The sequence below is a fragment of the Vogesella indigofera genome (assembly GCF_003633895.1).
GTDB lineage: Bacteria > Pseudomonadota > Gammaproteobacteria > Burkholderiales > Chromobacteriaceae > Vogesella > Vogesella indigofera.
Genome location: NZ_RBID01000014.1, coordinates 110,362 through 123,005 on the forward strand (window position 1 = coordinate 110,362; position 12,644 = coordinate 123,005).

Below are 12,644 nucleotides of genomic sequence, written 5' to 3' on the forward strand. Positions count from 1 at the left end.
CATGGGCGCACTGTTAAGCCTGCAACAACTGGGCAAGCACTACCCCAGCGGCGACGAGACGGTGCCGGTGCTGGCCGACATCACGCTGGACATCGCCGCCGGCGAGTTCGTCGCGCTGCTGGGGCCGTCCGGCTGCGGCAAGTCGACGCTGATGAACATCCTCGGCTGCCTCGACCGCCCCAGCCACGGCCGCTATCTGGTCAACGGCCAGGACGTGGCGACGCTGGACGGCAACGCGCTGGCGGTGCTGCGCCGCGACAGCTTCGGCTTCGTGTTCCAGCGCTACAACCTGCTGGCGACGGCGAGCGCCGAGGACAACGTGGCGCTGCCGGCGATCTACGCCGGCGTCGGTCGCCAGCAGCGCCGCCAGCGGGCGCAGCAGCTGCTGACCAGGCTGGGGCTGGGCACGCGGCTGACACACAAGCCGGGGCAGCTGTCCGGCGGCCAGCAGCAGCGGGTGTCGATCGCGCGTGCGCTGATCAACGACGCGCCGGTGATCCTCGCCGACGAGCCGACCGGCGCGCTGGACAGCCACAGCGGCGAGCAGGTGCTGGCGCTATTGCAGCAGCTGCACCGCGAGGGGCGCACCATCGTGCTGATCACCCACGATCTTGATATTGCCCGCCACGCCGAGCGCATCGTGCGCTTGCGCGACGGCCGTATCGAATCCGACAGCGGCGCGCTGGCGCGGCCAACGTTGGCCGCAGCCGTCGCGGCAACGCCGGCGCCGGTGCGGCAGCCCGCCGCGGTGCCGTGGCTGGAGACGCTGCACATGGCGCTGGGCAGCCTGCGCGCCAAGCTGTTCCGTACCGCGCTGACGCTGCTGGGGGTGATCATCGGCGTCGCCGCGGTGGTGACCATGCTGGCGATCGGTGACGGCAGCAAGGCCGACGTGCTGCAGCGCATTGAAGCGATGGGTACCAACCTGTTGCTGGTGCGCCCCGGCGCCGCCGGCATCCGCGCGACGGGCGAGATTGCCACCCTCACCGCCGCCGACGCCAGCGCGATGCAGGGGCTGCCCAATATCGACGGCGTGGTGCCGATGCGCAGTGGCAGCGCCACCCTGCGCGTCGGCAACCGCGACTACCAGACGCAGCAGGTACAGGGCGTGTGGCCGAGCTACGGCCGCGTCAAGGACTGGACGGTCAGCCGCGGCGCCTTCTTCGGCGCGGCGGAAGAACGGGCACAGGCGGCGGTGATCGTGCTGGGGCAGACCGTGGTCGACAGCCTGTTCCCGGCCGGGCAGGAGCCGGTCGGCCAGTACGTGATGGTGTCCAACATCCCGTTCGAGGTGGTGGGGGTGATGAGCAGCAAGGGCGCCAATACCTTCGGCCAGGATCAGGACGACGTCGCCTTCGTGCCGCTGTCCACCGCGCAGTCGCGGCTGTTCGGCGGCCAGTTCGTCAGTTCGATCACGGTGAAGATCGCCGACATCGGCGTCAGCGGCGCCACCGAAAGCATGCTGCAGCAGCTGCTGCGTGCGCGCCACGGCAGCGAGGACTTCCAGCTGCGCAATACCGCGTCACTGGTGGAGATGATCACCTCGACGCAGAACACGCTGACGCTGCTGCTGGGCTCGGTGGCGGCGGTGTCGCTGCTGGTCGGCGGCATCGGGGTGATGAACATCATGCTGGTGTCGGTGACCGAGCGCACCCGCGAGATCGGGCTGCGCATGGCCACCGGCGCGCGGATGCAGGCCATCCTGCTGCAGTTCAATGTCGAGGCGGTGCTGGTGTGCGGCCTCGGCGGCGTGATCGGCATCGTGCTGGGACTGGCGCTGGTGTGGGGCCTGCGCCTGGGCGGGGTGTCGGTGGCGTTTTCATTGCTGCCGCCGCTGCTGGCGTTCGGCTGCGCCTTTGCCATCGGCTGCGTGTTCGGCTACCTGCCGGCGCGCAAGGCGGCGCAGCTGGACCCGGTGCTGGCACTGGCCGCGGAATAATCAGGAACACAATCATGAAACAACATTCATCCTGGCGTCGGCGTCTGAGCGTGCTGGCGCTGGCACTGGCCTGCAGCACGACAACGTTGGCCGCAACGCCTGGTACTGCCGACATCCCGCTGCAGCAGGACAGCTGGCGCGCGCCGGCCGGCCAGTGGCACGCGCCGCGCAGCAATGCCGCATGGTGGCAGGCCTTCGGCAGCGCCGAGCTGGTGCAGCTGATCGCCGACGCCCGCGCCGCCAACCCGGAGCTGCTGGCGGCGCAGGCGGCGATCGCCAAGGCGCAGGCGGTGCGGACGCAGACCGCCGCCGGCAGCCTGCCGCAGCTGAACCTGTCCGGCAGCGCGCAGCGGCAGCAGGGCAGCAGCAGCGTCAGCCTGACGCCGACGCTGAGCTACCAGCTCGACTGGTGGGGGCAGCAGCAGGCGCTGCTGGCCGGCGACAGCGCGCGGCTGGTGGCCAGTGTCGCCAGCCGCGATGCGGCGGCGTTGACGCTGGAGAGCGAGGTGGCACGCCAGTATTTCTCGCTGCTGCTACTGGACGAACAGCAGCAGCTGGACAGCCGGCGACTGTTGCTGCTGACGCAGCGGCTGAGCCTGTTGCAGCAGCAGATCCGGCTGGGGCAGACGGCGCCGCGCGACGAGGCGGAGCTGGTGCAGACGATCGCCACGCTGCAGGCGACTCTGGCGGCGCAGCGCCTGGAATTGCAGCAGGCCTACAACGCGCTGGCGGTGCTGTGCGGCAAGGCGCCGCAGGATTTCCGGCCGCAGGGCAGCAAGTTGCAGGCACTGGCCCTGCCGTTGCCGGCCGACATCCAGCCGGCAGCGCTGCTGCAGCGGCGGCCAGATATCCGCGCCGCCGACGCCACGCTGCAAGCACTGCAGGGCGACGTGGTGGCGGCGCGCGCCGCGCTGTATCCGACGCTGACGCTGTCGCTGCAGGGCGTACTCAGCAGCGCCGGCGGCGGCCCGGCACAGTGGCTGGGCAGCGCACTGGCCAGTCTGGCGGCACCGTTGTTCGACGGCGGCAAGCTGAAGGCCGGCGTGGCGCTGAGCGAGGCGCAGTATCAGGAACAGTTGCAGAACTGGCGTAGCACGGTGCTGGCTGCGTTGCAGCAGGCGGATGACGCGCTGCACGAAGTGGCCAGCGGCGAGCAGGGGATGCAGGCGCAGCAGGCAAAGCTGGGCGCGGCGCGGCGCACGGAACAGATCGACAGCGCGCGTTACCGGCTGGGGGCGCTGGAACGCGGCACGCTGTTGGAAACGCAGGCGAACACGCTGGCGGCGGAGTCGGCATGGCTGGCGGCGCGACAGGCGCAGCTGGCGGCCACGGTCACGCTGTATCAGGCGCTGGGCGGGGCGCCGCTGGCGGCAGAACACGACGCCGCCTGAGGCGGTGTGCGTGACGGTGTCGCGTCGGCCTGGCGGCGGCCGGGGCGGCGGGGTGAACGGCACCGTACCAAGACACCGTGACGCCATGGCGGCGTCACGGTGTTTTCCTGTGTGCGGTTTAGATCGTGAACAGGTTCCAAGGTTGGCCGCAGGCGTTCACACCGGGTCGATGTGGGTCATCACGTCCAGCACCGGCTGGCTGCTCATCACCCGCAGCCGCGCCGCGGCGGCGATGTCGTGGCCCTGGTGCACGGTCAGGTTGCCGTCGATCTCGAGGTGGACGTCGACCTGGATCTGGTCGGCCATGCGCCGCGTGCGCAGGTCGTGCACGCCCTGCACCCCCGGCGTCGCCAGCAGCGTGGCGCGGATGGCGGCCACGGTGTCCGCGTCAGCGGCGCGGTCCATCAGGTCGTGCAGCGCGTCCCAGGCGAAGCCCCAGCCGGTCTTGCCGACCATGAAGCCGACCAGCGCCGCCGCCAGCGGATCTAGCCAGCTGTAGCCGGCGAGGTTGCCGGCGATGCCCAGCGCCACCACCAGCGACGAGGCGGCATCGGCGCGCGCATGCCAGGCGTTGGCCACCAGCATGCTGGATTTGACTTCGCTGGCGATCTTCAGCATGTAGCGGAACAGCAATTCCTTGGCCAGCAGCGTCAGCAGCGCGACCCACAGCGCCGCCTGGTGTACCGGCGCCAGCGGTGTGGCGCTGGTGATCTTGTTGCCGGCGCCGAGCAGCATGCTGGCACCGGCGCCCAGCAGCAGCAGGCCCAGCGCCAGCGAGGCGGCGGTCTCGTAGCGCTGGTGGCCGTAGTGGTGGTCGTCGTCCGGCGCCTTGTGGCTGTGGCGGCGCGCCAGCAGCGCGACGAAGTCGGCGATCAGGTCGGACAGCGAGTGCAGCGCGTCGGCGACCAGCGCCTGCGAGCCTGCCCACAGCCCGGTGACGATCTGCAGCACGGTGAGCACGACGTTGACGGCGACGCTGAGCCACAGGCTGCGCTGTGCGGCCTGCTGCAGGGAGGGCGACGGATGCGGGTTCATGCCGGGCTCCGGAAAAAAGGGGGAATGCTGGCAGCGGCGGCTGAAGCCAGCCTTAACGCGTGCCGGTGGCTCATGGCAGATCCTGCTCGTCGTTTTCGTCCAGCGGCGGCAGGTTGGCCAGCAGCTCGCCGAGCAGGCTCTGCGTCAGCCACGCCGGCACCGCCGGCAGCTGCCATTCGGCCTTGTCGGCGCACAGCAGCAGCGTGCGCAGGAAACGGTGAAAACCGGGACGGCTCTGGCGCAGGTTCAGCGTCTTGTCGCCGCAGACAAAGCTGAGGCTGGCGTAGTCGCGGCCCAGCTGCGCATCCAGCCCGGTGCACAGCAGGATGTCGCTGTCGCCCGGCCGCGCCGGCGCGCTGTCGCTGAACTGCAGCGGGCGGTGATGCTGGTCGCGGCCGTCGAGGTCTTCCTCGTTCATCGCCATGCGGTGTTCCAGCGCGATGCGCTCGTCCTCGTTGCCGGCACCGGGAATGCCGTCGCCGGGCACCTGGCTGGCGAACAGGCGCGCGATGTCGTCGACGATGGAGCAGGTCAGGCGCCGGGTCAGCCACAGCTTGTGGTCGCCCGGCTGCACCACCACCAGCAGGCGGTCTTCGGACTGGAAATAGCTAAAGGAAGTTGAACTCATCCGCGGATGGTAAAGGCTGGCCGACAAATCGCAAAGCATCGCGCCATGCGCCTTATAATGCCGGCCATGACAGCCAACTCCCTGCACCCCTTTTCGCGCCTGACCCCGGATTTCCTGCTCGATGCGGTGGAAAGCCTCGGCCTGCGCTGCGACGGCCGCCTGCTGGCGCTGAACAGCTACGAAAATCGCGTCTACCAGATCGGCATCGAGGACGGCACGCCGCTGGTGGCGAAGTTCTACCGCCCGGAGCGCTGGAGCGACGCGCAGATCCAGGAGGAGCACGACTTCGCCGCCGAGCTGGCCGCGCGCGACATCCCGGTGGTGACGGCGCTGGCCTTCGGCGGCCGCACGCTGCACCACTACCAGGATTTCCGCCTCGCGCTGTTCCCGCGCCGCGGCGGCCACGCGCCGGAGCTGGACGACGCGGACACCCTCGCCTGGCTGGGGCGCTTCCTCGGCCGCCTGCACGCGCACGGCGCGGTGGCGCCCTACCACTTGCGGCCAACCCTGGACCTCGACAGCTATGGCGAGGCCTCGCTGCGTTGCGTGCAGGAACAGGCGCAGCTGCCCTACGACCTGGCCACCCCTTACGAGCAGGCGGCACGACAGGCGTTGGACGAGGTGCGCCGCGCCTTCGACCGCGCCGGCGACATCAGCTGGCGCCGCGTGCACGGCGACTGTCACGTCGGCAACATCCTGTGGACGCAGGAGGGGCCGCACTTCGTCGATCTCGACGACAGCTGCATGGCACCGGCGCTGCAGGACTTGTGGATGCTGCTCAGCGGCGACCGCGCGCAGCAACAGGCGCAGCTGCTGGAGCTGATCGTCGGCTACGAGGACTTCTGCGATTTCGACCGCCGCGAGCTGCACCTGCTGGAAGCGCTGCGCACGCTGCGCCTGCTGCACTACAGCGCGTGGCTGACGCGGCGGCGCGAGGATCCGGCCTTTGTCGTCGCCTTTCCGTGGTTCGATACCGCGCAGTACTGGCAGGAGCGCATTGTCGAACTGCAACAGCAGCTGGAGGCGATGCGAGAAGCCCCGCTCTGCGTCTGAGAACCTGTTCACGATCTGCTGCGCGTCGTGAAACGTGACGCGGTGAGTACGGCTTCGGTAGGCTTGTTTATATTTCAGCCAGGCGCCGCTTCCTCAGCTGTTTTCATCTTGTCTCGCGTGAGCGTGCGAGATCGTGAACACGTTCTGAACCCGCCCTCCGGCGGGTTTTTTTGACCCCGGAATGGCCGCGGTCGCGCACGGTTGCGGCACGGCTTGCTGCACTGCGGGACAGGGCGTGTTTTTTGCGGCGCGGCGGCTTGCATTTCTGTAGCAGATCAGGCAAGAATCATCGTTCGACATCCAAAACCCTATCAAGAAAACATAACATGGCACTTATCGTACAAAAGTACGGCGGTACCTCGATGGGCTCCCCGGAGCGCATCAAGAACGTGGCCCGCCGTGTCGCCAAATGGAAAGCCCAGGGACATGATGTGGTGGTTGTCGTATCCGCCATGAGCGGGGAAACCAACCGCCTGATCGCATTGGCCAAGGAAATCCAGGATCAGCCCGATCCGCGCGAACTCGATGTAATCATCTCTACCGGCGAACAGGTCACCATCGGCCTCTTGTCCATGGCGCTGAAGGAAATCGGCGTCGAGGCCAAGAGTTACTGCGGCTGGCAGGTGCGTGTCGTTACCGACAGCGCCTTCAACAAGGCCCGCATCCAGTCGATTGACGAAGCCGCGATGCGTGGCGACTTGGGCGAAGGCCGCGTGGTCGTTGTTGCCGGCTTCCAGGGCATCGACGAGCAGGGCAACCTCACCACGCTGGGCCGTGGCGGCTCCGACACCTCCGCGGTGGCACTGGCGGCGGCACTGAAGGCCGACGAATGCCAGATCTACACCGACGTGGACGGGGTTTACACCACCGACCCGCGCGTGGTGCCGGAAGCGCGCCGCCTGAAGACCATCACCTTCGAAGAGATGATCGAGATGGCGTCGCTGGGTTCCAAGATCCTGCAGATCCGCTCGGTGGAGTTCGCCGGCAAGTACAAGGTACGCCTGCGCGTGCTCTCCAGCTTTGAAGACGAGGGCGAGGGCACACTGATTACGTTTGAGGAAGATGAGAATATGGAAAAGGCCGTAGTTGCCGGTATCGCGTTCGACCGTAACGAAGCACGCATCAACGTCAAGGGCGTGCCGGACAAGCCGGGCATCGCCTACCAGATCCTGGGCCCGATCGCCGATGCCAACGTTGAAGTCGACATGATCATCCAGAACGTCGGCGAAAACGGCACCACCGATTTCTCCTTCACCGTGCCGCGCGGCGAGTTCCCGCGCACCATGGGCGTGCTGCGCGACGTGCAGACCCACATCGGCGCCGCCAAGATCGACGCCGACGACAAGGTGGCCAAGGTGTCCATCGTCGGTGTCGGCATGCGCTCGCACTGCGGCATCGCCTCCACCATGTTCCGCACCCTGGCGGAAGAGGGCATCAACATCCAGATGATCTCCACTTCCGAGATCAAGGTGTCGGTGCTGATCGACGAGAAGTATCTGGAGCTGGCGGTGCGCGTGTTGCACAAGGCCTTCGGTCTGGACCAGGCAATTGCCAATTAATTGGCACTAAAGCTTGACAGCAGGCGCCTTCGTTAGTATTATGGCGCCTCGCTTGACGGAGAAATGGCCGAGAGGTCGAAGGCACTTCCCTGCTAAGGAAGCATACGGGCTTAAACCTGTATCGAGGGTTCGAATCCCTCTTTCTCCGCCAGCACTGCACCCGTAGCTCAGTTGGATAGAGTATTTGGCTACGAACCAAAGGGTCGGGCGTTCGAATCGCTCCGGGTGCACCACAGTCCCTATAGTTTAGCGGTTAGAACACTGCCCTTTCACGGCGGCGGCCGGGGTTCGATTCCCCGTGGGGACGCCAGGATTCAAGCAAAAACACCACCTTCGGGTGGTGTTTTTGTTTTGTCTGCCGCCGGCGTGTGCCGGCCGCAAAAAAGCCCACCGCAGCGCGGTGGGCTTTTGCCGTTTATAGCGGGCTGCGCTTCAGGCAGTTGTCGTAGCGCCAGCCGACGCGTTTGGCAAACCACTCGGTGGTCAGCTTGCGCGTGATCTTCGGGCTGTTCAGCCGGATCTGCGGAAACGCCTCGCGCGCCACCTTGCGGCCCAGCTGCTGGTCGGCCAGCGCCATCACCTTCTGGTACAGCGCGCTCTGGCTGAAGCTGCTGTTCTTTTCCTGTTTCAGGTCGCGCAGGATGGCGCTGTCGCTCAACCCCAGGCGCTGGCTCATCTGGTACAGCGCACGCTCGGTGCTGCTGGCCTCGCCGGAGGGCAGGCCGTCGCGGTAGCGCAGCAGGTCGCCGTCCGGCGCCAGCTGGCGCCCGCTCAGCTGCGCTACCGCGAGCTGGAAGGCGGCGTTGCGGCTGGAGTAGCGACCGGCGTTGAAATCGGCGAAGCGGTACACCATGTCGCGGTAGCCGGCCGGGTAGTGCAGCAGGTTGGCGGTGCCGAAGTAGATGCCGCCGCGGCGGCTGAACACCTCGTCACGCAGGCTGCCCTGGTAGCGGTAGGGATAGGGCCAGGCGCGGATGTGGCCCTGGGCGAAATCGACGCTGACCTGCATGGTGCCGGCGGTGCGGATCGGGTTCTTCATGCCCACCGGCAGGCCGAGCTTGCCGGCCTCGGCCGCCATGTCCTCGAACAGGTCGTTCATCTGCCGCTCGGTGCGCAGGCTGTCGATGCGCGACTTGTAGCTCTCGCCGGTCGGCGACGGTTTCAGCAGCGCCGCCTTCACTAGCGGCAGCGGGATGTGGTAACCGGCGACCTTTTCCTCGATCTTGTTCCACACGATGGCCGGCAGGCCCGGCACCACCGGGTCGGCCTGGAAGGTCGATTCCTGCTCGATCACCGCGATCACCGCGCAGAAGTTCTCCGCCGTCGGCGGCAGCTGCAGCGCGCCGATGGCGTTGACGATGTCGTCGCGCCAGCCGCTGCGCGGCTTGACGTAGGTCGGCAGCAGCTTATCCAGCAGCTGCGCCGGCGGCAGGGTCGCCTTTTTCGGTGGCACCACGCTGGGCGGGATGCTCGGGGTGATTACCGGCGTGGTGGCAACCGGCGCCGAGGCCGGCTCGGCCAGGCCGTCCTGCTGGCTTAGCAGCGGGAACGGCGTGGCCACCGGGGTCGGGGTGTGGCTGGCGCAGCCGCCCAGCAGCGACAGCAGGACAACAGGGAAAAACAGCGATCTCATGGCACGGTGTTCCGCTAATCGGCAAAGGGCAGATTCTAGCGTAACTGCCCGCCGTTCAGTCGACGCTGTCGGCGTACTGGAAGCGGTTGAGGATCTGCTGGTACAGGCCGTTGCCGTTGAGCGTGGCCAGCCCGCGGTTGAAGCGGTCGCGCAGCGCGGCAGAGCGGAAGGCGACGCGGTAGGGCAGCTTCTCGAACAGCAGGTGGTAGCTGACCGGCTGCACCACCTCGCGGAAGTCGCTGACCACGCGCTGGTTCATGTACTTGAAGATGCGCTGGTCGGCGACCACCACGTCGATCAGGTGGCGGTACAGCAGCCGGTTCTGGTCGACCTGGTTGCCGGTCTCGCCGTAGCGCGGATTGTTCGCCGCCATGCGCGCGAACTCGGCGCCCAGGTACTGAGTCGCCAGCGGAAAGGCGGAGATGCTGTACTTGCCCAGCTCGGCCACCTCGCGCAGCTGCAGGTTGCGGCTGCGCAGGGTGACGGCGACATCCTCGTAGTAGACGTAGGGCTCGGAATAGGCCGCCTTCAGCCCGGAATCGGGGCGGATGGTGGCAATGGCGTCGATGCGCGGGTTTTTCAGCGCCAGCGGCAGCCGCTTCTGCGCCATGAACACCGGCTGCATGCCCAGCCCCTCGGCGCGCAATGCCTCGCGGATGATCTCCACCTCGATACCGGATGCCTGCTGCGGCATCACGTACGGCTCCAGCGATTCGCCGAAGGCGACGTTCAGCACCTGCGCTGCGGCCAACGTTGGATACAGGCTCAACAGCACGGCGGGCAGCAGACGGTAATGACGGCTCATGGGGTGCATCCTGGACTAGGTAATGACATTTGCCTGAGTGATTGGCCGCGTCAATTGTCGCCGCCGCTTTCATGCTACACCTTCTGCCCGCAAGGTGAACGGCCGGCACTGGCCGCCGCCGGCAGAACAGCCTGTTCTGCCACCACCCGGGCGCTGCAAAAGCCGTAACTTTTTTATGGGTATTGCAACGCTATGTCAATGAAAAAAAAGCCTTTTTCAGGTGAAAGCCGCGCCGCTTTCTGGCACAATGCGCGGTCTTACACGGAATACCTGCCACGATGACGCTTCCTGCCGCACCACAACCGATCAACAGTTACCGCAAATACTGGGCGCAACGCTTCGGCACCGCGCCGTTCCTGCCGATGAGCCGCGCCGAGATGGACGAGCTGGGCTGGGATTCCTGCGACATCATCATTGTCAGCGGCGACTGCTACATCGACCATCCGAGCTTCGGCATGGCGCTGATCGGACGGCTGCTGGAGGCGCAGGGCTTCCGCGTCGGCATCATCGCGCAGCCGGACTGGAACAGCGCCGACGCCTTCCGCGAGCTGGGCAAGCCCAACCTGTTCTTCGGCGTCACCGCCGGCAACATGGACTCGATGATCAACCGCTACACCGCCGATCGCCGCCCGCGCTCCGACGACGCCTACACCCCGCACGCCGAGGCCAACAAGCGCCCGGACCGCGCGGTGACGGTGTACGCGCAGCGCTGCCGCGAGGCCTATCCCGGCGTCGGCGTGATGATCGGCAGCATCGAGGCATCGTTGCGCCGCATCGCCCACTACGACTACTGGAGCGAGAAGGTGCGCCCGTCGGTGCTGGTGAACTCCAAGGCCGACATCCTGCTGTACGGCAACGCCGAGCGCGCGCTGGTGGAAATCGCCCACCGCGCCTCGCGCGGCGAGAAGCTGTCCGAGATGCGCGACATCCGCGGTACCGCCTTCGTGGTGCCGCACGGCTGGCTGCCGGACGAAGAATGGCAGGAGATGGACTCCAGCGTGGTCGACGTGCCGGGCAAGGTCGATGTCCACCTCAACCCGTACGAAGAGATTCCGGAACAGGCGGCCAAGGCCACCGCCGGCAACGATGCGGCCAAACCGCAGGTGATCCGCATCGAGTCGCGCGAGGAGCGCCTGGCCAAGCGCCGCGCCGAACGCGCCAAGACCGTGATCCGCATCCCGTCCTACGAGGCAGTGGCGCATGATCCGGTACTGTACGCACACGCCAGCCGCACCCTGCACCTGGAATCCAACCCCGGCAACGCCCGCGCGCTGGTGCAGGGCCACGGCACGCGCGACGTGTGGCTGACGCCGCCACCGATCCCGCTGACCACCGAGGAAATGGACTTCGTGTTCGGCGCGCCCTACGCCCGCAATCCGCACCCGAGCTATGGCGACGCGCACATCCCGGCGTGGGAGATGATCAAGTACTCGGTCAACATCATGCGCGGCTGTTTCGGCGGCTGTACCTTCTGCTCGATCACCGAGCACGAAGGCCGCATCATCCAGAGCCGCTCGGAAGAGTCGATCCTGAAAGAGATCGAGGAAATCCGCGACAAGACGCCGGGCTTCACCGGCCACATCTCCGATCTGGGCGGCCCGACCGCCAACATGTACCGCCTCAGCTGCAAGGACCCGAAGATCGAGCGTTCCTGTCGCAAGCTGTCCTGTGTCTATCCCGACGTGTGCGAGAACCTCGGCACCGACCACGGCCCGCTGATCCAGCTGTACCGCAAGGCGCGCGCGCTGCCGGGCATCAAGAAGATCAACATCCAGTCCGGCCTGCGCTACGACCTGGCGGTGAAATCGCCGGAGTACATCAAGGAGCTGGTGCAGCACCACGTCGGCGGCTACCTGAAGATCGCGCCGGAACACACCGAAGAAGGCCCGCTGTCCAAGATGATGAAGCCGGGCATGGGCGCCTACGACAAGTTCAAGGAGCTGTTCGAGCGCTTCAGCCGCCAAGCCGGCAAGGAACAGTACCTGATCCCGTACTTCATCGCCGCCCACCCGGGCACCAGCGACGAAGACATGGTCAACCTGGCGCTGTGGCTGAAGAAGAACAACTTCCGCCTCGACCAGGTGCAGACCTTCACCCCGACGCCGATGGCGATGGCCACCACCATGTGGCACACCCGCCGCAACCCGCTGAAGCGCCTGTCCCGCAGCTCGGAAAAGGTGGATGTGGTGCGCGACGGCTACCGCCGCAAGCTGCACAAGGCGCTGCTGCGCTACCACCACCCGGACAACTGGCAGATCATCTACGAGGCGCTGATCGACATGGGGCGTGGCGACCTGATCGGCCACAGCAAGCAGTGCCTGATCCCGCCGACACCGCCGGGCGACAAGGCCGCCGCCGCGCGCCACCGTTTCGGTCAGCAGCCGCTGGGCCGTGGCAAGCCGCAGGGCCAGCGCGCCCCGGCCGGCAGCCCGCGTGGCAGTGGCAAGACCTTCACCGCCAGCGCCAAACCGGCCGCCACCAAGGCGCCAGCCGGCAAACCCGCCGCCGCCAAGCCCAACACCGGTCGTGGCGGTGGTGGCGCCAAACCGGGCAGCAAGGTTGGCCGCAGCCGTTAACCGATAGTCAGCCGCCCTCCGGGGC

At 67.0% G+C, this 12,644-nt stretch carries 9 protein-coding genes and 3 tRNA genes; 8 read left to right on the forward strand and 4 right to left on the reverse strand.

Annotated features, from left to right (window positions below; genetic code table 11):
* Position 1 precedes the first annotated feature (1 nt).
* The gene (locus C8E02_RS08650; RefSeq protein ID WP_120810471.1) at positions 2-1,939 is read left to right on the forward strand and encodes a MacB family efflux pump subunit; all 1,938 of its coding nucleotides are present in this window, start codon (positions 2-4) and stop codon (positions 1,937-1,939) included.
* 14 nt (positions 1,940-1,953) lie between these two features.
* Positions 1,954-3,330 (forward strand): efflux transporter outer membrane subunit, encoded by a 1,377-nt coding sequence (locus C8E02_RS08655; RefSeq protein WP_120810472.1) that lies wholly within the window; start codon positions 1,954-1,956, stop codon positions 3,328-3,330.
* A gap of 156 nt (positions 3,331-3,486) precedes the next feature.
* On the opposite strand, the gene C8E02_RS08660 is transcribed toward C8E02_RS08655, so the two are convergent.
* Complete coding sequence (locus tag C8E02_RS08660; RefSeq protein WP_120810473.1) at positions 3,487-4,365, reverse strand: cation diffusion facilitator family transporter; 879 nt, start codon at positions 4,363-4,365, stop codon at positions 3,487-3,489.
* Between the two features lie 70 nt (positions 4,366-4,435).
* Complete coding sequence (locus C8E02_RS08665) at positions 4,436-4,993, reverse strand: hypothetical protein (protein WP_120810474.1); 558 nt, start codon at positions 4,991-4,993, stop codon at positions 4,436-4,438.
* Positions 4,994-5,059: 66 nt separating this feature from the next.
* Here C8E02_RS08665 and C8E02_RS08670 point away from each other — a divergent pair, with 66 nt between their 5' ends.
* The 5 genes from C8E02_RS08670 (at position 5,060) to C8E02_RS08690 (ending at position 7,915) form a co-directional block, all read left to right on the forward strand.
* Positions 5,060-6,046: a serine/threonine protein kinase gene (locus C8E02_RS08670; RefSeq protein WP_120810475.1), complete on the forward strand. Its 987-nt coding sequence runs from the start codon at positions 5,060-5,062 to the stop codon at positions 6,044-6,046.
* 326 nt (positions 6,047-6,372) lie between these two features.
* Positions 6,373-7,605: an aspartate kinase gene (locus C8E02_RS08675; protein ID WP_047966683.1), complete on the forward strand. Its 1,233-nt coding sequence runs from the start codon at positions 6,373-6,375 to the stop codon at positions 7,603-7,605.
* Positions 7,606-7,662: 57 nt separating this feature from the next.
* Positions 7,663-7,756: transfer RNA gene (locus tag C8E02_RS08680), tRNA-Ser, on the forward strand.
* Positions 7,757-7,761: 5 nt separating this feature from the next.
* Positions 7,762-7,838: transfer RNA gene (locus C8E02_RS08685), tRNA-Arg, on the forward strand.
* 2 nt (positions 7,839-7,840) lie between these two features.
* A tRNA-Glu gene (locus tag C8E02_RS08690) sits at positions 7,841-7,915 on the forward strand.
* A gap of 105 nt (positions 7,916-8,020) precedes the next feature.
* On the opposite strand, the gene C8E02_RS08695 is transcribed toward C8E02_RS08690, so the two are convergent.
* Both C8E02_RS08695 and C8E02_RS08700 read right to left on the reverse strand, forming a co-directional pair.
* The gene (locus C8E02_RS08695) at positions 8,021-9,238 is read right to left on the reverse strand and encodes a DUF1615 domain-containing protein (protein WP_120810476.1); all 1,218 of its coding nucleotides are present in this window, start codon (positions 9,236-9,238) and stop codon (positions 8,021-8,023) included.
* A 55-nt stretch (positions 9,239-9,293) separates the two neighbouring features.
* A complete protein-coding gene (locus tag C8E02_RS08700; protein WP_170152129.1) occupies positions 9,294-10,043 on the reverse strand; it encodes a substrate-binding periplasmic protein in 750 nt (249 codons plus the stop codon).
* Positions 10,044-10,321: 278 nt separating this feature from the next.
* Between C8E02_RS08700 and C8E02_RS08705 the strand changes: the two genes are divergently transcribed.
* Positions 10,322-12,619 (forward strand): YgiQ family radical SAM protein, encoded by a 2,298-nt coding sequence (locus tag C8E02_RS08705; protein ID WP_120810478.1) that lies wholly within the window; start codon positions 10,322-10,324, stop codon positions 12,617-12,619.
* Positions 12,620-12,644: the final 25 nt, after the last annotated feature.